This window comes from Pseudomonas sp. R11-23-07, assembly GCF_003852295.1.
Lineage (GTDB): Bacteria > Pseudomonadota > Gammaproteobacteria > Pseudomonadales > Pseudomonadaceae > Aquipseudomonas.
The window spans coordinates 1,633,794-1,660,672 of sequence record NZ_CP027761.1 but is presented as its reverse complement, the minus strand read 5'-3'; the positions used below and the strand labels follow the sequence as shown (position 1 = coordinate 1,660,672).

23 protein-coding genes and 1 pseudogene are annotated in these 26,879 nt (G+C 61.5%); 9 read left to right on the top strand and 15 right to left on the bottom strand.

Features of this window, described 5'->3' with window-relative positions; translation table 11 throughout:
* Positions 1-147 precede the first annotated feature (147 nt).
* Positions 148-585 carry a hypothetical protein gene (locus C4J84_RS07510; RefSeq protein ID WP_124403416.1) on the bottom strand — a complete coding sequence of 146 codons (438 nt, stop codon included), beginning with the start codon at positions 583-585 and terminating at the stop codon, positions 148-150.
* 105 nt (positions 586-690) lie between these two features.
* Between C4J84_RS07510 and C4J84_RS07505 the strand changes: the two genes are divergently transcribed.
* On the top strand, positions 691-1,131 hold the full coding sequence (locus tag C4J84_RS07505; protein WP_104502144.1) for a universal stress protein: 441 nt from the start codon (positions 691-693) through the stop codon (positions 1,129-1,131).
* A 180-nt stretch (positions 1,132-1,311) separates the two neighbouring features.
* Here C4J84_RS07505 and C4J84_RS07500 read toward each other — a convergent pair whose 3' ends face one another.
* The gene (locus tag C4J84_RS07500) at positions 1,312-3,231 is read right to left on the bottom strand and encodes an ATP-binding cassette domain-containing protein (RefSeq protein WP_124435118.1); all 1,920 of its coding nucleotides are present in this window, start codon (positions 3,229-3,231) and stop codon (positions 1,312-1,314) included.
* Between the two features lie 213 nt (positions 3,232-3,444).
* Here C4J84_RS07500 and C4J84_RS07495 point away from each other — a divergent pair, with 213 nt between their 5' ends.
* Complete coding sequence (locus C4J84_RS07495) at positions 3,445-5,373, top strand: transglycosylase SLT domain-containing protein (protein WP_124366264.1); 1,929 nt, start codon at positions 3,445-3,447, stop codon at positions 5,371-5,373.
* Between the two features lie 78 nt (positions 5,374-5,451).
* On the opposite strand, the pseudogene C4J84_RS07490 reads toward C4J84_RS07495, so the two are convergent.
* Both C4J84_RS07490 and C4J84_RS07485 read right to left on the bottom strand, forming a co-directional pair.
* A pseudogene (locus C4J84_RS07490) lies at positions 5,452-6,207 on the bottom strand (Fic family protein); the annotation flags it as partial.
* A gap of 63 nt (positions 6,208-6,270) precedes the next feature.
* Positions 6,271-8,037, bottom strand: coding sequence for an ABC transporter transmembrane domain-containing protein (locus C4J84_RS07485; protein WP_124435116.1), 1,767 nt, complete (start codon positions 8,035-8,037; stop codon positions 6,271-6,273).
* A 245-nt stretch (positions 8,038-8,282) separates the two neighbouring features.
* Here C4J84_RS07485 and C4J84_RS26245 point away from each other — a divergent pair, with 245 nt between their 5' ends.
* Positions 8,283-8,456, top strand: a complete 174-nt coding sequence (locus tag C4J84_RS26245; protein WP_164485237.1) for a PA1571 family protein — start codon at positions 8,283-8,285, stop codon at positions 8,454-8,456.
* A gap of 54 nt (positions 8,457-8,510) precedes the next feature.
* Here C4J84_RS26245 and pdxB read toward each other — a convergent pair whose 3' ends face one another.
* Entirely contained in the window at positions 8,511-9,653 is a 1,143-nt protein-coding gene (gene pdxB, locus C4J84_RS07480) for a 4-phosphoerythronate dehydrogenase PdxB (RefSeq protein WP_124370027.1), read from the bottom strand.
* 258 nt (positions 9,654-9,911) lie between these two features.
* Here pdxB and C4J84_RS07475 point away from each other — a divergent pair, with 258 nt between their 5' ends.
* Positions 9,912-11,315 carry an MATE family efflux transporter gene (locus C4J84_RS07475; RefSeq protein WP_124370026.1) on the top strand — a complete coding sequence of 468 codons (1,404 nt, stop codon included), beginning with the start codon at positions 9,912-9,914 and terminating at the stop codon, positions 11,313-11,315.
* Between the two features lie 107 nt (positions 11,316-11,422).
* Here the strand turns inward: C4J84_RS07475 and tusA are convergent, their stop codons facing one another.
* Complete coding sequence (gene tusA / locus C4J84_RS07470; protein ID WP_124370025.1) at positions 11,423-11,668, bottom strand: sulfurtransferase TusA; 246 nt, start codon at positions 11,666-11,668, stop codon at positions 11,423-11,425.
* 21 nt (positions 11,669-11,689) lie between these two features.
* Positions 11,690-12,766: a 23S rRNA (cytidine(2498)-2'-O)-methyltransferase RlmM gene (gene rlmM, locus C4J84_RS07465; RefSeq protein WP_124366258.1), complete on the bottom strand. Its 1,077-nt coding sequence runs from the start codon at positions 12,764-12,766 to the stop codon at positions 11,690-11,692.
* A gap of 191 nt (positions 12,767-12,957) precedes the next feature.
* Between rlmM and acnA the strand changes: the two genes are divergently transcribed.
* Positions 12,958-15,699, top strand: a complete 2,742-nt coding sequence (gene acnA, locus C4J84_RS07460) for an aconitate hydratase AcnA (RefSeq protein WP_124370024.1) — start codon at positions 12,958-12,960, stop codon at positions 15,697-15,699.
* Between the two features lie 125 nt (positions 15,700-15,824).
* Here acnA and C4J84_RS07455 read toward each other — a convergent pair whose 3' ends face one another.
* Both C4J84_RS07455 and cysK read right to left on the bottom strand, forming a co-directional pair.
* Entirely contained in the window at positions 15,825-16,760 is a 936-nt protein-coding gene (locus C4J84_RS07455; protein WP_124370023.1) for an aspartyl/asparaginyl beta-hydroxylase domain-containing protein, read from the bottom strand.
* Between the two features lie 248 nt (positions 16,761-17,008).
* A complete protein-coding gene (cysK, locus tag C4J84_RS07450; RefSeq protein ID WP_124361781.1) occupies positions 17,009-17,983 on the bottom strand; it encodes a cysteine synthase A in 975 nt (324 codons plus the stop codon).
* Between the two features lie 126 nt (positions 17,984-18,109).
* Between cysK and C4J84_RS07445 the strand changes: the two genes are divergently transcribed.
* The 3 genes from C4J84_RS07445 (at position 18,110) to C4J84_RS07435 (ending at position 21,308) form a co-directional block, all read left to right on the top strand.
* Positions 18,110-19,186, top strand: coding sequence for a DUF748 domain-containing protein (locus tag C4J84_RS07445; RefSeq protein WP_124366254.1), 1,077 nt, complete (start codon positions 18,110-18,112; stop codon positions 19,184-19,186).
* Between the two features lie 98 nt (positions 19,187-19,284).
* Positions 19,285-20,130 carry a MoxR family ATPase gene (locus C4J84_RS07440; protein ID WP_003189627.1) on the top strand — a complete coding sequence of 282 codons (846 nt, stop codon included), beginning with the start codon at positions 19,285-19,287 and terminating at the stop codon, positions 20,128-20,130.
* Positions 20,130-21,308 carry a VWA domain-containing protein gene (locus C4J84_RS07435; protein ID WP_032892863.1) on the top strand — a complete coding sequence of 393 codons (1,179 nt, stop codon included), beginning with the start codon at positions 20,130-20,132 and terminating at the stop codon, positions 21,306-21,308. The genes C4J84_RS07440 and C4J84_RS07435 overlap by 1 nt, the downstream gene beginning before the upstream one ends.
* A 126-nt stretch (positions 21,309-21,434) precedes the next feature.
* Here C4J84_RS07435 and C4J84_RS07430 read toward each other — a convergent pair whose 3' ends face one another.
* Genes C4J84_RS07430 through C4J84_RS07420 form a run of 3 tightly spaced genes read right to left on the bottom strand, consistent with a single transcriptional unit; the run spans position 21,435 to position 23,781 of the window.
* Positions 21,435-22,343 carry a biotin-dependent carboxyltransferase family protein gene (locus C4J84_RS07430; protein ID WP_124370022.1) on the bottom strand — a complete coding sequence of 303 codons (909 nt, stop codon included), beginning with the start codon at positions 22,341-22,343 and terminating at the stop codon, positions 21,435-21,437.
* Positions 22,340-23,044, bottom strand: a complete 705-nt coding sequence (pxpB, locus tag C4J84_RS07425; protein ID WP_124370021.1) for a 5-oxoprolinase subunit PxpB — start codon at positions 23,042-23,044, stop codon at positions 22,340-22,342. The genes C4J84_RS07430 and pxpB overlap by 4 nt, the downstream gene beginning before the upstream one ends.
* A complete protein-coding gene (locus C4J84_RS07420; protein WP_124370020.1) occupies positions 23,041-23,781 on the bottom strand; it encodes a 5-oxoprolinase subunit PxpA in 741 nt (246 codons plus the stop codon). The genes pxpB and C4J84_RS07420 overlap by 4 nt, the downstream gene beginning before the upstream one ends.
* Before the next feature lie 177 nt (positions 23,782-23,958).
* Here C4J84_RS07420 and C4J84_RS07415 point away from each other — a divergent pair, with 177 nt between their 5' ends.
* Entirely contained in the window at positions 23,959-24,873 is a 915-nt protein-coding gene (locus tag C4J84_RS07415) for a LysR family transcriptional regulator (protein WP_124370019.1), read from the top strand.
* 107 nt (positions 24,874-24,980) lie between these two features.
* On the opposite strand, the gene C4J84_RS07410 is transcribed toward C4J84_RS07415, so the two are convergent.
* From C4J84_RS07410 to C4J84_RS07400, 3 genes are read right to left on the bottom strand one after another with little or no spacing between them, the layout of a single operon-like run.
* On the bottom strand, positions 24,981-25,523 hold the full coding sequence (locus C4J84_RS07410) for a DUF2937 family protein (RefSeq protein WP_005786113.1): 543 nt from the start codon (positions 25,521-25,523) through the stop codon (positions 24,981-24,983).
* A gap of 10 nt (positions 25,524-25,533) precedes the next feature.
* Positions 25,534-26,310 (bottom strand): class II glutamine amidotransferase, encoded by a 777-nt coding sequence (locus C4J84_RS07405; protein WP_124361774.1) that lies wholly within the window; start codon positions 26,308-26,310, stop codon positions 25,534-25,536.
* A gap of 30 nt (positions 26,311-26,340) precedes the next feature.
* On the bottom strand, positions 26,341-26,868 hold the full coding sequence (locus C4J84_RS07400; protein ID WP_124366250.1) for an MFS transporter: 528 nt from the start codon (positions 26,866-26,868) through the stop codon (positions 26,341-26,343).
* Positions 26,869-26,879: the final 11 nt, after the last annotated feature.

Below are 26,879 nucleotides of genomic sequence, written 5' to 3'. Positions count from 1 at the left end.
GGGCTTTTTATTGCCCGGCGTTCCGGTTTTTCTGTAGGAGCGAGCTTGCTCGCGAAAATCGCCAACCATAACGCAGCTACCTCAGCTTTAACGCGGCGCTCTCAGGTTTTTCGCGAGCAAGCTCGCTCCTACAATGAGTGGGTTATGTCAGGCCAGGGCTTTGAGCAGTGCATCAATATCCTTCAACACGCTCGCCTCGCCCTTCTCGCCCCAATACAAGGCGATCATTTGCTTGTCGGCCTCGACCTTGTACACATTGGCCGGCAGCGTCGAAAAATACGGCAACAACTTTTCATCCACGCAGACCTCGCGCCATTGATTGACCCACACACCCGGCTCCAACTGCCAGTAACTCCAGAGGGCCGGCGTGCTGCCGCGTCGTGGTCGGCAATACTGCGCGCAGGGGCTCGGCGGCTCTTGCTTAAGCCAGTGCGGCCACTCCTGGGGCGCCAGTTGCATGGCCAGCCCGATGCGGCGCGCCTCCATGCGCAGGGCCATGCGCCCGCTCTGATGGCGCGATGGACGCAGCCATGCCAGAGGGCTCAGGACCACCACAAGGATTGACACCACTATCCAGACCGTCATATGTGTACCCCCGAATTTCCTGATGAGCGGATTTGATCTGACGCAAGCCGATCCGCTCGAAAGCAGCCATACTGAATTTATTGCAGTCCCCTGGAGGAACGCCCCATGCCCTACACACATATTCTGGTCGCCGTCGACCTGACCGAAGAGTGCGATCCAGTGATCAAGCGCGCGCAGGAATCTGCATTGGCCAATGGCGCCATACTGTCGTTGGTGCATATCGTCGAGCCCATGGCCATGGCCTTTGGCGGTGACGTGCCGATGGACCTCTCCCAGTTGCAGCAACAACAATTTGACCAGGCCAAGGAGCGCCTGGATCGTTTGATTCTCAAATACCCGCACCTGAAAAAGGAAGACTGCCACCTGACATACGGCCAACCGCGCCAGGAAATCCACCACTTGGCCAAGGAAAAGGCTTGCGACTTGATCGTGGTGGGTAGCCATGGTCGTCACGGTTTGGCGTTGTTGCTGGGTTCTACTGCCAACGATGTACTGCACGGCGCGCCGTGCGATGTGCTGGCGGTGAAGCTGGTAAAAAATACGTAAGAACGCCGTAGATCCAATGTGGGAGGGGGCTTGCCCCCGATAGCAGTCTGTCAGTTGATACATCTGGTGACTGATACACCGCTATCGGGAGCAAGCCCCCTCCCACATGTTGACCGCATTTCATATAAAAAAGCCCGGCGCTCATAAGAGCGCCGGGCTTTTTCATTGTGCGAAGGTCACTCAGCCATCCAGCTCGGCCCAACGCTCAACCAGTGCTTCCAACTCCTGGTTCAACGTCTCCAGGGAAGCGATGACCGCAGCGGTTTCCGCCGCCGGACGCTGGTAGAAACCCGCGTCAGCCATTTGCGCTTCCACCGCGGCGATCTGTTGTTCCTTGGCGTCGATATCGCCCGGCAACGCTTCCAGCTCGCGCTGCAGCTTGTAGCTGAGTTTTTTCTTCGCAGAGGGTGCAGCTTCCGGTGCCGGAGCAGCAGCGGCCACGGGCGCGACGACTGCGGAGGTCAAGTCGGCCTTGCCGGACTTGCTCTCGGTTACGCCCAGCAGGCGCGGCGAGCCGCCCTGGCGCAGCCAGTCCTGATAACCACCGACGTACTCGCGCACCTTGCCCTCGCCTTCGAAGACCAGGGTGCTGGTGACCACGTTGTCGAGGAATGCCCGGTCGTGGCTGACCATCAGCACGGTGCCGTTGAAGGTCAGCAAGACCTCTTCCAGCAGCTCGAGGGTTTCCACGTCGAGGTCGTTGGTCGGTTCGTCGAGCACCAGCAGGTTCGCCGGTTTGCTGAACAGCTTGGCCAGCAGCAGGCGCGCACGCTCGCCACCGGACAAGGCTTTCACCGGTGTACGCGCACGTTGCGGGCTGAACAGGAAGTCGCCCAGATAGCTGAGTACGTGGCGGCTCTGGCCGTCGATGTCGATAAAGTCGCGGCCTTCGGCAACGTTGTCGATCACGGTTTTTTCCAGGTCCAACTGGTGGCGCAGCTGATCGAAGTAGGCCACGTCGATGCGAGTGCCCTCTTCCACCGTGCCGTTGGTCGGCTGCAGACCGCCGAGCATCAGCTTGAGCAAGGTGGTCTTGCCGGTACCGTTGGCGCCCAGCAGGCCGATACGGTCACCGCGCGCCAGGACCATGGAGAAGTCCTTGATCAGGAACGGGCCTTCCGGGTGATGGAAGCTGACGTTCTCCAGCACCATCACCTGCTTGCCCGACTTGTCGGCGGTATCGAGCTGGATATTGGCCTTGCCGGTGCGTTCACGCCGTTCGCTGCGCTCAACCCGCAGCGCTTTCAACGCACGCACGCGGCCTTCGTTGCGGGTGCGGCGCGCCTTGATGCCCTGGCGGATCCAGACTTCTTCCTGGGCCAGCTTCTTGTCGAACAGGGCGTTGGCGGTCTCTTCAGCCGAGAGTGCAGCTTCCTTGTGCACCAGGAAGCTGGCGTAGTCGCCGTTCCAGTCGATCAGGCCACCGCGGTCCAGCTCCAGGATGCGCGTGGCCAGGTTCTGCAGGAAGGACCGGTCGTGCGTGATGAACAGCACGGCGCCCTGGAAATCCTTGAGGGCTTCTTCGAGCCAGGCGATAGCGCCGATGTCCAGGTGGTTGGTCGGTTCGTCGAGCAGCAGCAGATCCGGCTCGGACACCAACGCCTGGGCCAGCAGCACGCGCCGACGCCAGCCACCGGACAATTGGGCGAGGGTCTTGTCGGCGGGCAATTGCAGGCGGCTCAGGGTGCTGTCCACCAGTTGCTGCAGGCGCCAGCCGTCACGGGCTTCGAGGTCTTGCTGGACGTGCATCAGCTTGTCCAGGTCGGCTTCGGTGACGCAGTTCTGCGCCAGGTGATGGTATTGCGCAAGCAATTCGCCAACGCCGTCCAGGCCTTCGGCAACCACGTCGAACACTGTCCGCTCGTCGGCTACCGGCAATTCCTGCGGCAATTCGCCGATCTTGAGGCCTGGGGCACGCCAGACAGAGCCTTCATCGGGCTTCTGGTCGCCTTTTACCAGCTTCATCATGCTGGACTTGCCGGTGCCGTTGCGGCCGATGATGCACACCCGCTCACCACGGGCGATCTGCCAGGACACCTTGTCCAACAACGGCATAGCGCCGAAAGCAAGGGACACATCGCTGAATTTGAGCAGGGTCATACACTTCTCCAAAAACTGGGCGCGCATTCTACCTGAGTTGAGGGTGGGATGCGGCCAGCATTTTCGCTGCCGACACGTTCTGCAGGACATTTGCCGCGAACTTGAACCAACCGGCCGGCAAAGCTTTCGCCGGCCGCTGGCAAAAGGCTAAGCTAGGGGCAATCAGTGTCGGCGGTGCCGGTGCTAGTCGTGATTTCTCTGCACGGACGTCTCATGCGCAGTCGCCTTTTCAACTTTTTATCCTGCCTGCTTCTCTCCGCCACCGCCGTTCAATCTGCCCAGGCCGTGGACCTCACCACCCAACGTCAATATTACGATGAAGCCAAACGCGCCCTGGCCAAGGGTGACAGCGGCCCGTACATGCAATACAGCCAGGCCCTGGCCGACTACCCGCTGACGCCGTACCTGGCCTATGACGAACTGACCGCGCGTCTTAAAACCGCGAGCAACCAGGAAATCGAACAGTTCCTCGCCAAAAACGGCGACCTGCCCCAGGCCAACTGGATGAAGCTGCGCTGGTTACGCTGGCTGGCCGAACGCGGTGACTGGCAGACCTTTGAAAAGTACTACGATGCCAAGCTCAATTTCGTCGAGCTGGACTGCCTGCACGGCCAGTTCCAACTGACCCACAACCTCAAGGCCGAAGGCTACAAGACCGCCGAAAAGCTGTGGATGACCGGCAAAACCCAACCGGCGGCCTGTGATGCGACCTTTGGCCAGTGGGCGTCTGATGGTCAGCTGACCGAACAAAAAATCTGGGACCGCGCCAAGCTCGCCGCCGAAGCGCGCAACTACGCGCTGGCCAACAGCCTGGTGAAAACCCTGCCAACGCTCGGCGCACAAGGCCGCCTGATGATCGACGTGGCGCAAAAGCCCGATATGCTCAGCGACCCGTCGCGCTTCCTGCCGGCCACCGAGGCCATGTCTGACGCCGTAGGCCTGGGCCTGCGTCGCCTCGCACGCCAGGACCCGGACAAGGCCATGGCCCTGCTGGACGGCTACGCCAGCAGCATGCACTTCTCCCGTGACGAAAAAGTCTCGATCGCCCGAGAAATCGGCCTGACCCTGGCACGCCGGTACGATCCTCGCGCCTTGGACGTGATGACCAAGTACGACCCGGAGCTGCGCGACAACACCGTCTCCGAATGGCGCCTGCGCCTGCTGTTGCGCCTGGCGCGCTGGGAAGATGCGTACCAGTTGACCCGCAAGCTGCCGCAGGATCTGGCCACCACCAACCGCTGGCGCTACTGGCAGGCACGCAGCCTGGAGCTGGCCGAACCGAAAAACCCGCAGGCGTTGGTGCTGTATAAAAACGTGGCAAAGGAACGCGACTTCTACGGTTTCCTCGCCGCGGACCGTTCCAAGACCCCTTACCAGTTGAACAACAAGCCGCTGGTGATGAGCCAGGCGCTGGTCAATAAAGTACGCAATACCCCAGGCGTGCGCCGGGCCCTGGAGTTCTACGCTCGTGGCCAGATCGTCGATGGCCGCCGCGAGTGGTACCACGTCAGCCGTCACTTCAACCGTGACGAAATGGTCGCGCAGGCGAAGCTGGCCTACGACATGAAGTGGTACTTCCCGGCGATCCGCACGATCAGCCAGGCACAATACTGGGACGACCTGGACATCCGCTTCCCGATGGCCCACCGCGACACCCTGGTGCGCGAAGCCAAGGTGCGCGGCCTGCATTCAAGCTGGGTGTTCGCGATTACCCGCCAGGAAAGCGCCTTCATGGACGACGCCCGCTCCGGCGTCGGTGCCAGCGGCCTGATGCAGCTGATGCCCGGGACGGCCAAGGAAACCGCGCGCAAGTTCAGCATTCCCCTGGCCTCCCCGGCCCAGGTACTGGACCCGGACAAAAACATCCAGCTCGGCGCCGCCTACCTGAGCCAGGTGCACAGCCAATTCAACGGCAATCGCGTGCTCGCCTCCGCCGCCTACAACGCCGGCCCCGGCCGCGTACGGCAATGGCTACGCGGTGCGGACCACCTGAGTTTCGACGTGTGGGTGGAAAGCATCCCGTTCGACGAGACCCGTCAGTATGTGCAGAACGTGCTGTCTTATTCGGTGATCTACGGGCAGAAGCTCAATTCACCGCAGCCGTTGGTGGATTGGCATGAGCGGTACTTTGATGATCAGTAACGGAGGGAGCTTCAAGCGCTAAGTTTGAAGCGACAAGAAAATGCCCGCGTTATGCGGGCATTTTTTATGAAGTTGTTACACCGCCTCGGCCAACGCCAGATTCAGGGCTTGCAACATGAACTCTACAAAAGGTGTCGCTTCTGCCTGCTGATCCGCCGCCGAAAGCGCCGCATAGTAGGCATCCTGCTGATCCCGGATGACTGCTTCCACTGGCAGGTAAGCCAGCACCGGGCGCCACTGGCTGAGTATCAACGTTTGCCAGAGCCGCCCCATGCGGCCATTACCGTCTGCAAATGGGTGGATGAACTCGAATTCATAATGGAATACGCAACTGGCGATCAAAGGGTGCCAATCTGAAACTGACTGCCACTGCAGCAAGTCATCGATGAGGTGCGCCACGCGGCTCGCAGGCGGCGCCATATGCACCAGTTGTTCGCCACGATAAATGCCGACGCCTGACTGGCGAAGCCGTCCGGCATCGTCTATCAGTCCAAACATCAGCAGTTCGTGGGCTTTCAGCAGGTCGGCACGATCGCTCGGCGTCCATTGCGGCATCGCTTCATAGGCTGCAAACGCGTTGCGCACTTCCTGGATTTCCCGTGGCAGCCCCAATACCCGCTTTCCCTCCAGGACAGCAGTGACCTGCTCGATGCTGAGCGTATTGTTCTCGATGGCGAGCGAAGCCTGAATAGTACGAATCCTGTTACCGCGCCTCAACTGAGGCGTCTGGCGGCTATCGTCACCGACTGAGAGCTGGCCGATTTGCTCACTGATATTGGCCACCAGAGCCAGCATCTTTGTCGTCAGCGTCAACGGAGGTTGATAACGGCTCATATCCTCATCCAGATCATTAGCGAAAAACCACATGATGCCCTAAGGCGTAGCCATACCGCAGCATCATTGCACTTGCACACCCTCACTGAACTGCAACGCCGCCAACCGCGCATACAGCGGATTGCTCGCAATCAACTGCTGATGTGTGCCCACGGCTACCAGCTTGCCCTGGTCCATCACCGCGATCCGGTCGGCGTTCTTCACCGTGGCCAGGCGGTGCGCAATCACCAGGGTGGTGCGGCCCTGCATCAATTGCGGCAGGGCTTGCTGGATCAGGTGTTCGCTCTGGGCATCGAGGGCGCTGGTGGCTTCGTCCAGCAGCAGGATGGGTGCGTCTACCAGCAACGCGCGGGCGATGGCCAGGCGTTGACGCTGCCCCCCGGAGAGGCCCAGGCCACCGTCGCCGAGGTGGGTCTGGTAGCCATCGGGCATTTGCAGGATAAAGTCATGGGCATGGGCGATGCGGGCTGCGGCTTCGACCTGCTCGCGGGTCGCCGTCGGGTTACCGTAGCGGATGTTGTCTTCGATGCTGCCAAAAAACAGCGCCGGGCTTTGGGATACCAGCGCGAAGTGGCGGCGCAGGTCCAGCGGGTCGAGTGCGGTCAGCGGCTGCCCTTCGAGCAGGATGCGGCCGTGCTGGGGGTCGTAGAAGCGCAGCAGCAAGTCGAAGAGCGTCGATTTGCCTGCGCCGGAAGGCCCCACCAAGGCGAGGGTTTCGCCAGGGTTGACGCGCAGGCTCAGGCCGTCGATGGCGTAGCTTTCTGGCCGTGACGGGTAGGAAAAGCGCAGGTCCTGCAGCTCCATGCGCCCGCTGACCCGTTCCGGCAACGGTACGCTGCCGCTGGCCGGCGCCTGGATGTCGTTGCTCGACTGCAACAGTTCGCCAATCCGCTCCGCCGCACCGGCGGCCCGCTGCAGCTCGCCAAGCACTTCACTCAAGGTGCCCACAGCGCCGCCGACGATCAGGCTGTAAAACACGAACGCCGCCAGCTCACCACCGGAAATGCGCCCGCTGATCACGTCCATCCCGCCGACCCACAACATCACGCCCACGGCACCGAGCACCAGCATGATCACCAGGGTAATCAGCCAGGAACGTTGCAGGATGCGTTTGCGGGCGGTGGTGAACGCCTCTTCCACGGTCAGGGCGAAACGCTGCTCGTCCTGCACCTGATGGTTATAGGCCTGCACGGTCTTGATCTGGCCCAGGGTCTCGGACACATAGCTGCCGACATCGGCGATGCGGTCCTGGCTCTGGCGCGACAGGCTGCGCACGCGCCGGCCAAAGATCAGGATCGGCGCCAGCACCAGTGGCAACGCCACCACGACAATGCTGGTGAGCTTGGGGTTGGTGATGAACAACAACACGATACCGCCGATGACCATCAGGGCATTGCGCAGGAACAGCGACAGCGATGAGCCGATCACCGATTGCAGCAGCGTGGTGTCGGTGGTCAGGCGTGACTGGATTTCCGAGCTGCGGTTGTTCTCGTAAAAGCCCGGATGCAGATAGATCAGGTGGTTGAACACCTGCCGGCGAATATCCGCCACCACCCGCTCGCCGATCCACGACACCAGGTAAAAGCGCGTGAACGTGCCCACCGCCAGGCCCACTACCAGCACCATGAACAGCGCGATGGACTGGTTGAGCAGGTGCGGTGACTGGGTCATGAAACCCTGGTCGACCAGCAGGCGGATACCCTGCCCCATGGACAAGGTGATGCCAGCGGTAACGATCAGCGCCAGCAGGGCACCCAGCGCCTGCCAGCGGTAGGGCGCAATGAAGCGGCTGGCCAGGCGAATCGCGCGGCGTTGTCGGACTGAGAACATTTAGGGCTTCACCAATGAGGAGACTATTGATCAACATTGGGGGAACTTGGGCAAATAGCAATGAGTCAGGTTAATTATGCCCGCCGATGGAAGCCGCTAGAGGCTATCGGTCTAAGACTGATCTGGAAATATGTGCCGGTTTCTGGTGGACTGGGTGTTCGAACCGATGGTCGTGTATGGAGTTGTAATAGCTCGGTCACGCGGGGGAATTAAAGTAGGTACACAACCTGATGAGGAGACAGGCCATGACCTTGCAAAACAGCAGCGATGCCAAAATCGAAGTGATCCGCCAACCGCAGGAGCTGCCTTGCTCGTACATCGATGCCAAGGGCCGCGAAGTGCAGATTACCGAAGAAATGATCCAGCAAGCCTGCAGCGAACTGGAACAGCGCCTGGTCAAGCCTGCACAGCAAGGCTGAAGCGCCGACGCTCTTGCAAACCCGGCCCAGGTGGCCGGGTTTTTTATTGGGTGTTTAAACGCAGACCGCGCCCAGTGCGGTCACGATGTTCGACAACACGGCCGACTCACCGTTGATGCGCACCTTCAAGCCGTCAATCTCACGACGCTCCGGGTAATGCTTGCGCAACAGGTCGAATGCCTTGCGCTGCTCTTCTACCGTTCCTACCAGGCTGCGACGCAAATCCGCATCGTCCCGGCGTGGGTCGTACACACTGCGGCACAAGGTCGCCAGCGCCCAGGCCGGGTCGGTCGACGCGTTCAAGTGCACCTCGGCCAGCCACGGTTGCGGCAGCAGGTCGCGCAAATGAATGCTCGGTTCCTGGCCCAGGTGCGCACAGAACGCCTGGTAGATCTGCGCCGTGCCGCGCTGCTTGCCGTCGAGGCTGTAGCCGGCGATATGCGGCGTAGCCAGCACGCACAGGTCAGCCAGGTCGGCATCCACTTGCGGCTCGCCTTCCCACACGTCCAGCACGGCTTGCAGGTCTTCGCGCTCCAGCAACACATCGCGCAGCGCGGCGTTGTCCACCACCGCGCCCCGGCTGGCGTTGATCAGCCAGGTGCCGGGCTTGAGCTGCGCAAGGCGCTGGCGATCGAACAGATGCCAGGTGGAACCATTGCCGGACTTGGTCAGCGGCGTGTGCAGGCTGATGACATCGCACTGCTCGATGATCTGCTGCAGGCTCACGTAATCGCCGTCTTCGGCGATCTGCCGTGGCGGATCACACACCAGCACGTTCCAGCCCAGGCCCTTGAGCACCTGGACCAGCCGCCCGCCGACCTCGCCGGCGCCAACGATGCCGTAGGTGCGCCGGCTGAGGTCGGCGCCTTCGATTTCAGCCAGGGTCTGCAAGCTGCCCAGCACATAATCCACCACGCCCCGGGCATTACAGCCGGGTGCGCTGGACCACTGGATACCGGCCTGCCTGAAGTAATCGAGGTCCAGATGATCGGTGCCGATGGTGCAGGTGCCGACAAACCCCACCTTCGTGCCCTCGAGCAAGGTCCGGTTGACGTTGGTCACCGAACGTACCAGCAGCACATCGGCCTGCTCGACCGTGGCGCGGTCAATGGAACGGCCGGGCACGCGGCGAATCTCGCCAAACCCCTGGAAGAATGCATCGAGCAGCGGAATATTTTCGTCGGCAACAATCAGCATGGCAGGCTCCTTTGGCGGATCAGCAGTGTACAGCCTTGTGAGGATCCCATGTGGGAGGGGGCTTGCTCCCGATGGCGGTGGGTCAGTTGATGCATCTGTGATGAACCACCGCTATCGGGAGCAAGCCCCCTCCCACAGGGGTTACAAGGTGCCTGCGAGACCGCATTACAAATCAGCAACACAGGTTTTTTCCTGACCGTTGCGTCAAAGCGTAGAATCCGCCGTCCTTGCGACTGCCTTTTTATTGGACACCTGTACGTGAACACTGCCACCGCTACCCTCACCCGCCCCGCCCGTATCAGCCGGGAAGTGCGCGACCTGCTGACGCTGGCGCTGCCGATCATCATCGGCCAACTGGCAACCACCGCGATGAGCTTTGTCGATGCGGTGATGGCCGGACGTGTCAGCCCCCAGGATCTGGCGGCGGTTGGCCTGGGTAACTCGATCTGGATCCCGGTCTACCTGTTGATGACCGGCACCCTGCTGGCCACCACGCCGAAAGTCGCGCAGCGCTACGGCGCAGGCAAGTACAACGAAATCGGGCCATTGGTGCGCCAGTCACTGTGGCTGGCCGTGGTGGTCGGCATCGCGGGTGCGCTGCTGCTGCTGTGCGCCGAGCCGGTGTTGCATGCGATGAAGGTCGAGCCGGCCCTGATCGAGCCGTCCATGGGCTACCTGCATGGCATCGCCGCCGGCATGCCGGCCATTGCGCTGTATTACGTGTTTCGCTGCTTCAGCGACGGCATGGGCCGTACGCGGCCGAGCATGGTCATGGGCTTGTGCGGGTTGGCACTGAACATTCCGCTGAACTACATCTTCATCTACGGCCATCTCGGCCTGCCGGCCATGGGCGGCGTAGGCTGCGGCTGGGCCACGGCGATTGCGATGTGGGTGATGATGCTCGGCCTGGCCGGGTGGACCCGCTGGGGCCCGGCCTATCAAAGCAGCGAATTGTTCAAGCGCTTCGACTGGCCACAATGGGCGGTGATCAAGCGTGTATTAGGGATCGGCCTGCCGATTGGCGTGGCGATCTTTGCCGAGTCGAGCATCTTCGCGGTGATCGCCCTGCTGCTGGGCAGCCTGGGGGCTACCGTGGTGTCCGGCCATCAGATCGCGCTGAATGTCAGTTCCCTGGTGTTCATGATCCCCTACTCCCTGAGCATGGCCGTCACCGTGCGCGTCGGCCAGGCCCTGGGCCGTGGCGAACCGCGTGAAGCCCGCTTCGCCGCCGGCGTTGGCATGGGCACCGCATTGGCCTATGCCTGCCTGTCCTGCAGCCTGATGCTGGTATTTCGCGAGCAGATTGCGGCGATCTACACCCCCGACCCGGTGGTCATCCATCTGGCATCGATGCTGATCGTGTTCTCGGCGTTGTTCCAGTTCTCCGACTCGATCCAGGTGACCGCTGCCGGCGCGCTGCGCGGCTATCAGGACACCCGGGTCACCATGCTGCTGACCCTGTTCGCCTACTGGGGCGTGGGCTTGCCGGTCGGTTACGCCCTGGGGCTGACCGACTGGTTGGGCGAACCCAGCGGCCCAAGCGGCTTGTGGCAAGGCCTGATCGTCGGCCTGAGCTGCGCGGCAGGCATGTTGCTGGTGCGCCTGGCGCGCAGTGCACGCCGACGCATCCACGCCGACAAGGCGCTCACGCGCGCCCTGTAGGAGCGAGCTTGCTCGCGAAAAACGCTAACGATAACGCAGCGCTTCTGGTTTAACGCGGCGCTCTCAGGTTTTTCGCGAGCAAGCTCGCTCCTACAAGGGTTCGGCGGTCAATCGGCTTTCTTGCGGATCCAGTAAAGGTACGTGCCGGCGTCTTCCTGTTGACTGACAAGTTCATGGTCGAGGAACACGCAAAATTTGGGAATATCGCGGCGGGTCGACGGGTCGGTCGCGATCACCTTGAGCAGGCCGCCCGCAGGCAGGTCGCGGATGTGCTGGTGCAGCATCATCACCGGCTCCGGGCAATTGAGGCCGGTGGCGTCGAGGGTGCCATCGACGGGTAAATCAACGCTCATAGTTCACTCCTGACAGTGAGATCAGTGCTTTCTCGATTTCTTGACGTCCACCAGCCGGCGCAGATGGCAGGTGACTTCTTCGCGGTCGTGGTACAGCTGCTTGCAGCCGATCTCCACCCGAATGCCGCGTGCCTTGAAGCCGTCTTCGATGCGCTCCAGCAAACGCTTCACTTCGGCATACCGCTGCTTCATCGGCAGCTTGAGGTTGACCACCGCCTCGCGGCAATACCCCTCGCCGATCCAGGTTTCCAGCAATGCCGCGTTGCGCGCCGGCTTCTCGACAATATCGCAGACCATCCAGTCCACCGGCTGCTTGGGCACGAAGGTAAAGCCATCGGCCATCAAATGCTGCACCAGGCCGGTGTCCATCAGGCTTTCAGCCATGGGGCCGTTGTCGATGGCGGTCACCAGCATGCCCCGGTTGACCAACTGCCACGTCCAGCCACCGGGGGCCGCGCCGAGGTCGACACCGGTCATGTCGCCATGCAGGCGCTCGTCCCACTGCTCGCGAGGAATAAAGTGGTGCCACGCCTCTTCCAGCTTCAAGGTCGAGCGGCTTGGGGCTTCACGCGGGAACTTCAAACGCGGGATACCCATCGGCCACATCGCTGAATTGTTCGATTCGGCCAGGCCCATGAACACTTCGCGGCCGCTCTTGAACGTCAGCAGCAGGCGCGGCTTGCTCGGGTCGTCCACCAGCCTGCCGGCGTTGAGCAAGGCTTTGCGCAGGTGAACCTCGAATTTCTTGCAGAAGTTCGACAGTTCCTTACCGTCGTTGGTATCGACCATCTCCAGCCACAGGCTGCCGCACACCGGGAATTCACGCAGGTGGGCGAGGATCACGCTGATGCGATCGGTTTCCGGCAGGTCGATGAATACCCCGCGCGCCCATTGCCTGGGGAAGATCAGCTCGGCGAAGCGCTGGCCGTGCATCAGGCGTTGCGCGCCGTCTTCTTCAGTGCAGACAAATTCGGCGCAAGCGCTGCCGGTCTTGGCCTTGGCATAGCCGGAAACGTTCAGGCGCGCGGCATGTTCCGCGATCTCGGAACAGACCTCGCCTTCAAAACCCGGGCGGCAGTGCATAAAAAGGGTGTTCAATTGAATCTCCTGGCAACGGGATTGCTCTATCGCAATACCTGTCATGAAAACGCGCGCATGATAGCCGAGTTCGGAACCTTGGACTTAAGCATAGAGTCCAGTTATTAGCCTGCTAATGAAAATCGCGCTAAGTTGAACGCTCTGTTCGTCCCGTCAGGTCCGTGGCCGTGCGGATCAAAAGGAGTCATGTAATGTCATCCCTTGATAGCCTGAGAACCCTTAAAACCCTGCAAATAGACAGCAAGACCTACCACTACTTCAGCCTGCCCGAAGCCGCCAAGAGCCTGGGTGACCTGGACAAGCTGCCGATGTCGCTCAAAGTGCTGCTGGAAAACCTGCTGCGCTGGGAAGACGCCAAGACCGTCACCGGCACCGACCTCAAGGCCATCGCCGCCTGGCTCAAGGAACGCCGGTCCGACCGTGAGATCCAGTACCGCCCCGCCCGCGTGCTGATGCAGGACTTCACCGGCGTGCCCGCCGTGGTCGACCTGGCCGCCATGCGCGCCGCTGTGGCCAAGGCCGGGGGCGACCCGCAGCGCATCAACCCGCTGTCGCCGGTCGACCTGGTGATCGACCACTCGGTGATGGTCGACAAATTCGGCAACGCCGACGCCTTTGAGCAAAACGTCGACATCGAAATGCAGCGCAACGGCGAACGTTACGCCTTCCTGCGCTGGGGCCAGAGCGCCTTTGACAACTTCAGCGTGGTGCCGCCGGGCACCGGCATCTGCCACCAGGTCAACCTGGAATACCTCGGCCGCACCGTGTGGACCAAAGATGAAGACGGCCGCACCTACGCTTTCCCCGATACCCTGGTGGGCACCGATTCCCACACCACCATGATCAACGGCCTCGGCGTGCTCGGCTGGGGCGTGGGCGGGATCGAAGCGGAAGCGGCGATGCTCGGCCAGCCGGTGTCGATGCTGATCCCGGAAGTGATCGGCTTCAAGCTCACCGGCAAATTGAAAGAAGGCATCACCGCCACCGACCTGGTGCTGACGGTGACCCAGATGCTGCGCAAAAAAGGCGTGGTCGGTAAGTTCGTCGAATTCTATGGCGACGGCCTGGCCGATCTGCCCCTGGCCGACCGCGCCACCATTGCCAACATGGCGCCTGAATACGGCGCTACCTGCGGCTTTTTCCCGGTCGATGAGGTGACGCTGGACTACCTGCGCCTGTCCGGTCGCCCGGTGGAAACGGTCAAGCTGGTCGAGGCCTACACCAAGGCCCAGGGCCTGTGGCGCAACGCCGGCCAGGAGCCGATCTTCACCGACACCCTGGCCCTGGACATGGGCAGCGTCGAAGCCAGCCTCGCCGGGCCGAAACGCCCGCAGGACCGTGTCGCCCTGCCCAATGTCGGCCAGGCGTTCAGTGATTTCCTCGACCTGCAATTCAAACCCACCAGCAAGGAAGAAGGCCGTCTGGAAAGCGAAGGCGGTGGCGGCGTCGCCGTGGGCAATGCAGACCTGGTGGGCGAAGCCGATTACGAATACGAAGGCAACACCTATCGCCTGAAAAACGGTGCCGTGGTCATCGCGGCCATCACCTCCTGCACCAACACCTCCAACCCCAGCGTGATGATGGCGGCCGGGCTGGTGGCGAAGAAGGCCGTGGAAAAAGGCCTGACGCGCAAGCCATGGGTCAAGACCTCCCTGGCGCCGGGTTCGAAAGTGGTTACCGACTATTACAAGGCGGCCGGCCTCACCCACTACCTGGACACGCTCGGTTTCGACCTGGTGGGCTACGGCTGCACAACCTGCATCGGCAATTCCGGGCCGCTGCCCGAGCCGATCGAAAAAGCCATCCAGCAAGCCGACCTCACCGTCGCCTCGGTGTTGTCCGGCAACCGCAACTTCGAAGGCCGCGTGCACCCACTGGTGAAAACCAACTGGCTGGCCTCGCCGCCCTTGGTGGTGGCTTACGCGTTGGCGGGTACGGTGCGTATCGACATCAGCAGCGAGCCCCTGGGTAACGACCAGCAGGGCAATCCGGTGTACCTCAAGGACATCTGGCCCAGCAGCCAGGAAATCGCCGACGCGGTGGCTCAGGTCAGCACGGGCATGTTCCACAAGGAATACGCCGAGGTATTTGCCGGCGACGCACAATGGCAAGCGATTGAGGTGCCGCAGGCGGCGACTTATGTGTGGCAGAAGGATTCCACCTATATCCAGCATCCGCCGTTCTTCGACGATATCGCCGGGCCGCTGCCGGTGATCGAAGACATCAAGGGCGCCAACGTGCTGGCCCTGCTCGGCGACTCGGTGACCACCGACCACATCTCCCCTGCCGGCAACATCAAGACCGACAGCCCGGCCGGCCACTACCTGCGTGAGCAAGGCGTGGAACCACGGGACTTCAACTCCTACGGCTCACGCCGAGGCAACCATGAAGTGATGATGCGCGGCACCTTTGCCAATATCCGGATCCGCAATGAAATGCTCGGCGGTGAAGAAGGTGGCAATACGCTATATATCCCGACCGGCGAGAGAATGGCGATCTACGATGCTGCGATGAAATACCAGGCATCGGGCACACCGTTAGTGGTGATCGCCGGCCAGGAGTACGGCACCGGCTCGAGCCGCGATTGGGCGGCCAAGGGCACCAACCTGCTGGGCGTCAAGGCGGTGATCGCGGAAAGCTTCGAGCGAATCCACCGCTCCAACCTGGTGGGCATGGGCGTGCTGCCGTTGCAGTTCAAGCTGGACCAGAACCGCAAGTCGCTCAAGCTCACCGGCAAGGAGAAGATCGATATCCTCGGGCTGACGAATGCCGAGATCGAACCCCGGATGAACCTGACGTTGGTGATTACCCGGGAAGATGGCCGCAGCGAGAAGATCGAGGTGCTGTGCCGGATCGATACGCTTAACGAAGTGGAATACTTCAAGTCGGGTGGGATCTTGCACTATGTGCTGCGCCAGTTGATCGCTTCCTGAGCAACACTGCAAAACCAATGTGGGAGGGGGCTTGCTCCCGATGGCAGTGGGTCAGCTAAAGATAAGCTGACTGATACACCGCCATCGGGAGCAAGCCCCCTCCCACATTTTTGACCGCGCTCCGATCAGAACAACCACTTCCACAGCAATACCAGCACAACCACCGCCAACACCGGCCGCGCAATGCGGTAGGCCTTGGGATGCTTGCGCTTCCACTGCTTGACCTGGCCGCTGAACTTGTCGCTGAAGGTCTTGCTCCAGGCATACGCCTGGTTGATCCCACCCACGCGCTCGTCGTCGAGGTTCTGCGGCGCGGTGGCACGCCCCAGCTGCTTGCTGACCCAGCGGTTGACGCGGGTCATCAGGCGGTTGCTCAGCGGGCGTTCGATGTCGCAGAACAGGATCACACGGGTTTGATCGGTTTCGTTCTTGACCCAGTGCACATAGGTTTCGTCGAACATCACGTCTTCACCGTCGCGCCAGGCATAGACCTGGCCGTCGACGAAGATGCGGCAGTCGTCGGAATTCGGCGTGGACAGCCCCAGGTGATAGCGCAGGGAGCCGGCGAACGGGTCGCGGTGCGGGTTCAGGTGGCTGCCGCCCGGTAACAGCGCAAACATCGCGCCCTTGACGTTGGGGATACTGCTGACCAGCGCCACGGTTTTCGGGCACAGGGCCTCGGCCGATGGCAAGGGTTTGTCGTACCACTTGAGGTAGAAGCGCTTCCAGCCTTTCTTGAAGAACGAGCCGAAACCGGCATCGTTGTTCTTTTCGGCGGCGCGGATGTAGCCCTCGTCGAACAGGTGCATGGCCTCTTCGCGGATCACTTCCCAGTTGTCCTTGAGCACGTCCAGTTCCGGGAACTTGCTGCGGTCCAGGTAGGGCTTGGACGGTACTGCGGAAAACAGGTACATCAAGGCGTTATATGGGGCGAACAGCGCCGAATGGTTGACGAACTGGCGCAGCATCGGCAAACGGGCCTTGCCGCGCAGGTGCACATACAGCGTGCTGCCGATAAACAGCAGCAACACCGACAGTTTGGCGGCCAAAGAAAAGGTCATGCAGCAACTCCTGGAAATAAGCGCCTGGCCAACAGCAGACGTAACAGCCGGCCATGATAAACATTTGGGCCATTATGCAGAAGGCCTTGGCCAATCGGCTGACCTGAATCAACACCACGTCGCCCTCTAGTGTAGGAGCGAGCTTGCTCGCGAAAAACCTGAGAGCGCCGCGCTAAACCAGCAAACCCGCGTTATCGTTGGCGATTTCGCGAGCAAGAACTAGGCGTCCCCCTCGCTCCTACAAAGACTTAAGCCTGGTTTTCCTGCTCGGTAAACAGATCGCTGAACAACATGCTCGACAGGTAGCGCTCACCGGAGTCCGGCAGGATCACCACGATGGTCTTGCCCTGCATTTCCGGTTTTTCGGCCAAGCGCACCGCTGCCGCCATGGCCGCGCCACAGGAGATGCCGCACAAAATGCCTTCTTCCTGCATCAAGCGCAGGGCCATGGCCTTGGATTCTTCGTCGGTGACCAACTCCACGCGGTCGACCATCGACAGGTCGAGGTTTTTCGGCACAAAACCGGCGCCGATGCCCTGGATCTTATGCGGGCTGGGCTTGATCTCTTCGCCGGCCAACGCCTGGGTGATCACTGGCGACACGAGCGGCTCCACCGCCACTGACAGAATCGGCTTGCCCGCCGTGTGCTTGATATAGCGCGACACACCGGTGAGGGTGCCGCCCGTGCCCACGCCCGCCACCAGCACATCGACGGCGCCATCGGTGTCGTTCCAGATTTCCGGGCCGGTGGTTTTCTCGTGGATGGCAGGGTTTGCCGGGTTTTCAAACTGGCCGGGCATAAAGTAGGTGCCTGGGTCGGCGGCGACAATTTCTGCGGCTTTTTCAATCGCGCCTTTCATGCCCTTGGCCGGTTCGGTCAGCACCAGCTCGGCGCCGAGGGCCTTGAGCACTTTACGGCGCTCGATGCTCATGGACGCGGGCATGGTCAGCAGCAGTTTGTAGCCGCGTGCCGCCGCCACGAACGCCAGGCCGATCCCGGTATTGCCGGAGGTGGGCTCGACAATGGTCATGCCCGGCTTGAGTTTGCCGCTGCTTTCCGCGTCCCAGATCATGTTGGCGCCAATGCGGCACTTCACCGAGTAGCCTGGGTTGCGCCCCTCGATCTTGGCCAGGATGGTGACCCCGCGCGGTGCGATGCGGTTGATCTGCACCAGGGGCGTATTACCGATGGAGTGCGCGTTGTCTGCAAAGATGCGGCTCATGACGGATCCTATTTGGCAATGTCCAGAAAGGTCCCAAGGGTATGCCTCGTGCCACTAGGCGTCCAGTCGGAGGAACGTTGCGCCCCTTGCAACAGTCCATCACCTACGAGCAAGGAGGACTGCCCCATGAAACGTCGTTACAGCTGGCCGCTCTGGACCCTCGCCGGGCTGGTGCTGGTACTGGTTGCCGTGCACATCGCGCTGCCTTATCTGGTGCGCAACTACTTGAATGAAAGGCTCGCCAATATGGGCGACTACCGTGGCGAAATTGCCGATGTGGACCTGGCTTTATGGCGCGGCGCCTACCGGATCAATGGTCTGCAGATCGTCAAGGTCGACGGCAAGGTGCCAGTGCCGTTCATCAAGGCGCCGCTGATCGAGTTCGCAGTGAGCTGGCATTCGCTGTGGTACGACCATGCGGTGGTGGCCGAAGGGCATTTCGTACGGCCGGAGGTCAATTTCGTCGACGGTGGCGCCAACAAGCAGGCCTCCCAGACCGGTAAAGGCACCGACTGGCAGGAACAACTGCGCAAGCTGCTGCCGATCACCCTCAATGAAGTGCGCATCGAAGACGGCAAGATCTCGTTTCACAACTTCAGCTCCACGCCCAAGGTCAACCTCAATGCCACCGGGGTCAACGCCAGTTTCTACAACCTGACCAACGTGGTGGACGTCAAAGGCAAGCGCGATGCGCGTTTCGAGGGCAAGGCGCTGTTGCAAGGCCAGGCGCCCCTGGAGGCCAACGCCACCTTTGACCCGCTGAGCGATTTCGAAGAGTTCGAATTTCGCTTGCGCGCCCGCGACCTGCAGCTCAAGCGCATGAATGACTTTGCCTCGGCCTATGGCAAGTTCGACTTCAAGGCCGGCACCGGCGACGTGGTGATCGAAGCCCAGGCCGAAAAAGGCCAACTGAGCGGTTATATCAAGCCGCTGCTGCGCGATGTCGAGGTATTTGACTGGCAGCAGGACGTGGAAAACAAAGACAAGAACATCTTCCGCTCGATCTGGGAGGCTGTGGTCGGCGCCAGCGAGACGGTGTTGAAGAACCAGCGCAAAAACCAGTTCGCCACCCGCGTGGAGCTGAGCGGCAGCGTGCATCAACAAAACGTCAGTGCGTTTTCCGCGGTGATCGCGATTCTGCGCAACGGCTTCATCCAGGCGTTCAACGCGCGCTATGAACAACCCAAGCCAACGGCGGAGTGAGCCTGACCGGCCATTCAGAGACTGAATAGCCCGTCTGCGTTCACAGTCGCCGGGGCTGCGCGGTATAGTCGGGCATTGATGAATTCGAGGAATGACCGATGAAGTTCGAAGGCACCCAGGCCTATGTGGCTACCGATGACCTGAAACTGGCCGTCAACGCCGCCATCACCCTGGAGCGTCCGCTGCTGGTCAAGGGCGAACCGGGCACCGGCAAGACCATGCTTGCCGAGCAACTGGCCGAGTCCTTCGGCGCCAGATTGATCACCTGGCACATCAAGTCCACCACCAAGGCCCACCAGGGCCTCTACGAGTACGACGCGGTCAGCCGCCTGCGCGACTCGCAACTGGGTGTGGACAAGGTGCACGACGTGCGCAACTACCTGAAAAAGGGCAAGCTCTGGGAAGCCTTCGAATCCGAGGAGCGGGTGATCCTGCTGATCGACGAAATCGACAAGGCCGACATCGAGTTCCCCAACGACCTGTTGCAAGAGCTCGACAAGATGGAGTTCTACGTCTACGAAATCGACGAGACCATCAAGGCCAAGAAACGCCCGATCATCATCATTACCTCCAACAACGAAAAAGAGCTGCCGGACGCGTTCCTGCGCCGCTGCTTCTTCCATTACATCGCCTTCCCCGACCGCACTACCCTGCAAAAAATCGTCGACGTGCACTACCCGGACATCAAGAAAGACCTGGTCAGCGAAGCGCTGGACGTGTTCTTCGACGTGCGCAAGGTGCCCGGTTTGAAGAAAAAACCTTCCACCTCCGAGCTGGTGGACTGGCTCAAGCTGCTGATGGCCGACAATATCGGCGAAGCCGTGCTGCGCGAGCGCGACCCGACCAAGGCCATCCCGCCGCTGGCAGGCGCCTTGGTGAAGAACGAGCAGGACGTACAATTGCTGGAGCGTCTGGCGTTCATGAGCCGTCGCGGTAATCGCTGATGCTGCTCAACCTGTTCAATGAAATGCGGGCCGCCAAGGTGCCGGTGTCGGTGCGTGAGCTGCTCGACCTGATCAACGCGCTGAAACAACGCGTGACCTTCGCCGACATGGACGAGTTCTACTACCTGGCGCGGGCGATCCTGGTCAAGGATGAACGGCATTTCGACAAGTTCGACCGGGCTTTCGGCGCCTACTTCAATGGCCTGGAAAAGCTCGACGATCACTTGCAGGCGCTGATCCCCGAAGAATGGCTGCGCAAGGAGTTCGAGCGCTCGCTGAGCGATGAAGAGCGCGCGCAGATCCAGTCCCTCGGCGGCCTGGACAAGCTGATCGAAGAATTCAAGAAACGCCTGGAAGAACAGAAAGAACGCCACGCCGGCGGCAACAAGTGGATCGGCACCGGCGGCACCAGCCCCTTTGGTTCCGGCGGCTACAACCCGGAAGGCATTCGCGTCGGCGATGCGGGCAAGCGCCAGGGCAAGGCGGTGAAGGTGTGGGACCAGCGCGAGTACAAAAACCTCGACGATCAGGTGGAACTCGGCACGCGCAACATCAAGATCGCCCTGCGCCGCCTGCGCAAGTTTGCCCGCCAGGGCGCGGCGGAGGAGCTGGACATCGACGGCACCATCGACCACACCGCACGCGACGCCGGGCTGTTGAATATCCAGATGCGCCCCGAACGGCGCAACACCATCAAGCTGTTGCTGCTGTTCGATATCGGCGGCTCGATGGACGCCCATGTGAAGATCTGCGAAGAGCTGTTCTCTGCCTGCAAGACCGAGTTCAAGCACCTGGAGTACTTCTACTTTCATAACTTCGTGTACGAGTCGGTCTGGAAGAATAACCAGCGCCGCACCTCGGAGCGCACCTCCACCCAGGACCTGCTGCACAAGTACGGCGCGGACTACAAAGTGATCTTTATCGGCGATGCGTCCATGGCGCCCTATGAAATCACCCAGGCCGGCGGCAGCGTCGAACACTGGAACGAGGAGCCTGGGTATGTATGGATGCAGCGCTTTATGGCCAAGTACAAGAAGCTGATCTGGATAAACCCGTATCCCAAGGATACCTGGGGCTATACGGCGTCGACGGGGATCGTGCGCGAGTTGGTGGAGGACCAGATGTACCCGCTGACGTTGCGCGGGTTGGAAGAAGGTATGCGTTTTTTGTCCAAATAACCCACATTCAACACACATCCAATGTGGGAGGGGGCTTGCCCCCGATTGCAGTGTGTCAGTCTATACATCTGTGACTGAGCCACCGCTATCGGGAGCAAGCCCCCTCCCACATTTTGGACTGCAGTGTTACTGAAATCGGCGCAAGTATTCGAGGTGCTGGCGATGCGCCACTTCCTGCACCACCGGTGCCAAGCGCACCTTCTCCCCCGGCAGGCACTGCGCCAGCCTTGCCAGCGCCAATGGCGTGAGCGCCCCCAATCTTGGGTATCCACCAATGGTCTGCCGATCATTGAGCAACACAATCGGCTGCCCATCCGGCGGCACCTGGATCGCGCCCAAGGGAATGCCTTCAGAAATCAACGACGGCCCCTGATAGTGCAGCGGCGTGCCGAGCAAGCGCATGCCCATGCGGTCCGCGCGGCTGTCCAGCGCCCATTCGGTGTTGAACGCGTCGAATAAACTCTGCCCGCTGAACCGGCCTATTTGGGCGCCGACGATTACGTCCAGTGAAGCACCGGATTGCAAATCCGGGTTGGCCAGCACCTTCATCGCCCCGCCCGTGCCGGAATAAGCCAAGCGCCCGCCTTCGACCAATGCCTTGCCCAAACCGTCGACGCCGCCCAGTTCCTCACGCACCACCGTTGCACAGCTGCCCAGCACCTGCGGCGCATCGAACCCGCACGGCGCCGCCAGGTAAGCCCGCGCGCCCTTGAACGGCTGGGTAAAGCGCAAGCGCTGGCCTTTTTGCAGGATAAAACTGCGCCCCGGGCTGATGGCGCGCTCGTCGATAAAAGCGCCAAGGTCTGCACCGGCCAAGGCCAGCAGGCAGTAGTCCTCGGCCTGCACGGTAAAGCCGCCCAGGGTGATTTCCACCACGGGCGCATCCAGCGCGTTGCCCAGCAGCCAATTGGCCCACGACATCGACACCCAATCCAGCGCGCCGCCCTGGGTCACGCCCAGGTGGCGCACGCCGAAACGTCCGGCATCCTGCAACAGGCACAGCGGCGTGCTGGCTTCGATCAACAAGCGGCTCATGCCTGTGCCTCCAAGGGCGTGTCATCGCCGCCCAGGTTGACGAACTCCGCGTGGCTGACCGCCTCGAAGCGCACCGTGTCGCCCGGCTGCATCAGGCTGTAGCCGTCGCGCTCGCGGTCAAACAGCTTGGCCGGGGTGCGCCCGATCAGGTTCCAGCCACCGGGGGACACCACCGGATAGGCGGCGGTTTGCCGCTCGGCGATACCCACGCTGCCGGCCGTCACGCGTTTGCGCGGGGTGCTGAGGCGCGGTGTGGCGAGGACTTCATCCACCAGCCCCATAAAGGCAAAACCGGGGGCGAAACCGAGGGCGAACACTTGATAAAGGTGAGTGCTGTGGCGACGAATCACTTCAGCCACCGCAAGCCCGCTGCGCTGGGCTATCAGCGTCAGTTCCGGGCCGACGCTCAGGTCGTACCACACCGGCAGCACATGGCAGCGGCCGCCGCCCTGGGCTTGAGGCTGCAGGTCGGTCAGCGCCTGGTCGATCAACGCCCGCGCCTCGGCCGGGGCCAGCGTGGCGAGGTCGTAATGCACCATCAAGGTGGTGTAGGACGGCACCAGGTCGACCAAGGCACCGCCGAACCCGCTGCGCAACCGCTGGGTGGCGGCGAGCATCCACGGCATGTTGGCTTCGGCAATCACATCGAACAGCCGCACCATCAGGCAGTCAATGGCCACCACTTCAATCCGTGGCTTCATGCTGGTTTCAACGCCTCGCGGATACGCTGCACCGCGGCCACCGAGCTGGCGTTATCACCGTGGACGCACAACGTGTGGGCCTGCAAGACCAAGGCGCTGCCATCGCTGGCGCTCAGGGCCTCACCTCGGGAAATAGTCACCGCCTGATTGACGATGGTCTCGGTGTCGTGGTGCACCGCGCCCGGCAACTGGCGGGAAACCAAGTGGCCCCTGCTGTCATAGGCGCGGTCGGCGAAGGCTTCGAACCACAGGGTCACGCCGTATTCATCGCCCACGGCCTGGGCGGCGCTGTTGTCACGCGTGGCCAGCAACATCAGCGGCAGGTCGCCGTAAGCGGCCACGGCCTGGATTACCGCGCGCAACTGTGCGGGGTTGGCCATCATGTCGTTGTACATCGCGCCATGGGGTTTCACGTAACTGACGCGCCCCCCTTGCGCCCGGCAGATCCCATCCAGCGCACCGATCTGGTAGTGCAGCAGGTCCTGGATTTCCTGGGGCGTGTAGTTCATGGAGCGCCGGCCGAAGCCTTGCAGGTCCTGATAGGCCGGGTGTGCGCCCACTTGCACGGCGTGCTTGAGCGCCAGGCTGACGGTCTTGCGCATGATGCTCGGGTCGCCGGCATGGAAGCCGCAGGCCACGTTGGCGCAGTCGATGAACGGCATGACTTCAGCGTCCAGACCCATCGTCCAGTTGCCAAAGCTTTCGCCGATGTCGCAATTCAATAGCAGGCGGCTCACGGGGTCGCTCCTGTAGGCTTTGTTTTTTTGTAGTGTGGGATCTTTTACCAACATCTCGCAACGATGTTGTCCTGAACCCCAACGACGCTTATCGTGGAACGACTCGATTTTTGGCGCTGGCCCGGTGCGGCGTCCAACTAATAAAAACCGATCCAAGCATAAGAAAAAGTTGATCCCATGAATTTGAAGTTCCTCGAAACCTTCGTCTGGGTGGCCAAGCTCAAGAGTTTCCGCCTGACCGCCGAAAAGCTGTTCACCACCCAGGCGTCGATTTCCAGCCGCATTGCCGTGCTCGAAAGCGAGTTGGGGGTGAAGCTGTTCCTGCGCGATTCGCGTGGCGTGAGCCTGACCCCGGAAGGTTTGAAGGTGCTCGATTATGCCGAGCAGATGATGGTGACCATGCAGGGCTTGAAGCAGTCCCTGGAAACCACCAGCAGCAAGGTCGGACGGATTCGGATCGGCGCGATGGACACCGTCATCCACACCTGGCTCAGCCCGTTGGTCGCTGAGTTGATGAGCCTGTTCCCGCGGGTAGAAATCGAATTGGTCGCCGATACCGCATTGAACTTAAGCGATCAGCTGCAAAAAGGCTTCCTGGACCTGATCCTGCAAACTGACCTGCTGCGCCTGGAAAGCGTGCGCAGCCTGGAACTGGGCAGCCACCCCATGGCGTGGATCGTCGCCAGCCAGTCGATCTATAACCGCGACTACGCTTCCCTCGCCGAATTGGCCCAGGAACGTATCATCACCTACTCGAAAAACTCCTGCCCCCATCAGGATGTGTTGAGCTTGATGCAGGCCAACGGCGTGGCCGCGCCACGGATGAATTGCGTCAACTCGGTATCGGCCATCACCCGTTTACTGCGCGATGGCTTTGGCATTGGCGCACTGCCGCCGGTGCTGGTCAGCGAAGAGCTGGCACGGGGGGAATTGGTGATGCTGCCGATGGCGCAGAAGTTGCCAAACCTGCAGGTGGTGGTGTCGTGGCGGGTCGGGGTGGAATTGGTGGAGGAGATTGTGGGGTTGTGCCAGAAGGTCGTCGCCCGCTATGCCGAGGAAGTCGGCGAAGAGCGGATGGTGCTTAGCCCCTGAATGAACCGGATCAAAATGTGGGAGGGGGCTTGCTCCCGATAGCGATGTGTCAGTCAGCATATGTTTGGCTGACCCACCGCTATCGGGAGCAAGCCCCCTCCCACATTTCAGAGGCCCTTCAGGTCCCGCTCTTCAATCGGCCGGCTCTGGCGCAGGCGTCGGCCGCCCAGCACCACCCAATCGATCAGTCGATACAGGCATTCGATACCGAACGACAACAGCATCGCCCCGCCCAGGCCCCAGCCCATGGCTTCGGGCGTGAGCAATATCTGGTAGCTGTAGCCATTCCAGGTTTCCAGGCGAATATCCGGATCGGCGGCCACCGCCACTTGCAGGGCGCGGATGTACCAGGGGCCTTGCATGGCCTGGAATTGCTTGTCCAACTCGAGCTGCCGGTCGAGCATCGCGCCCAGGCTGCTCGCGTCGCTCTGGAACACCGGATCGTCACTGGCACGGTAATGCGCCACCAAAGCTTGCATGTCACCGTTGAAGAACTGCTGCGCAGTGGACTCGAACCCGCGCAGGCCTGTCTGGGCCTCGATCAGGTGGGCTTCGACGCGCTTGGCGTAATCGTTGATGAAGCCCGGCACTTGCACACCGACCAACAAGCCAATGGCAAACAGCACCAACCGCAGATAACTGAGCAACATGGTCGATTCCTTATTCGGTAACGCCCTGGCTGACGCATTCACCGCGTCGCCATAGGCTCCATTGGCCCGGTTCGTAGCGGGTCCAGTTTTCGTTGTCGGTCAGAGGTTCGGTGGCGATCACCGTTACCACGTCATTGGGGGTGGTTTCGGCCTGAAAATCGACAATCACGTCGACATCTTTCAAGCGGGCCGGGCCAAACGGGGCGCGCCGGGTGATCTGCGCCAGCTTGGTCGAACAGTAGCAAAACAGCCAGTCGCCATCGCTGAGCAGGCAGTTGAACACGCCCTTGCTGCGGTATTCGGCACAGGCGGCGATCAGGTCCGGCAGCATGTGCTCGATGTCCACCGGCTCCGGGAAGGCTTCGCGCACGCGGTTGAGCAGGTCGCAGAACGCCGCTTCGCTGTCGGTGTCGCCGACCGGTCGGTAAAAGGTGGCGCGGGGGGTGAAGTCGGCCAGTTGGCCATTGTGCGCAAAACACCAGTTGCGGCCCCACAGTTCGCGCACGAACGGGTGGGTATTGGCCAGGCTCACCTTGCCCACATTGGCCTGGCGGATATGGCCGATCACCACTTCGCTCTTGATCGGATAACGCTGCACCAGCAACGCGACTTCCGACTCGCTGCTCGCGGCCGGGTCCTGGAACAGGCGCAGGCCACGGCCTTCGTAGAAGGCGATGCCCCAACCGTCGCGGTGCGGGCCGGTACGCCCGCCCCGCTGCATCAACCCGGTGAAACTGAACACGATATCGGTGGGGACGTTGGCACTCATGCCCAATAATTCACACATGCCAGGGCTCTCGCTGCAGGGCGGACAACGTTAAAGGCGCGGTTCGACCCGCATGCCACCGACGGGCGCCGGGCGATGGAACGGTTCGTCTTCTTCCGGCTCGGCGGCCAACGCGGCATCCGTGGCGGCCTTGCGCTCGCGGCGGGCGTTGGCGGCGCGCTCGAGGGGCCAGCGGATCAGCACGAACACGATGTACAGCCCGAACACGATCATGGTGTACATGAACAGGTCGGAGATGGCGCGCCAGGCGTTATTGCCGACCTTGAGCACCAGGTCCAGGGCGGTGATCGCCACGGCCGGCGCGAACTGGGTCTTGATCGGGTCGACGATGGTGGGGCTGAGCAACAGCACCGCCATCAGTAACTGCAACGGCTCACGCAGCCAGCGCCACATCCAGCGGGTCATGCGCCACCACACTAACAGGCAGCCCAAAGCGGCGAAGGCGTAAAGGCCCCAAGCGGTCAGATAGTCGTTCTCGGTCATGGTATCCATGGCAAGGCTGGCAAAGAGGCGGCTATGATAACGGCTTTTGCGTGTCGCGGCTGCAATGCCGGCCACCGTCCGCCCGA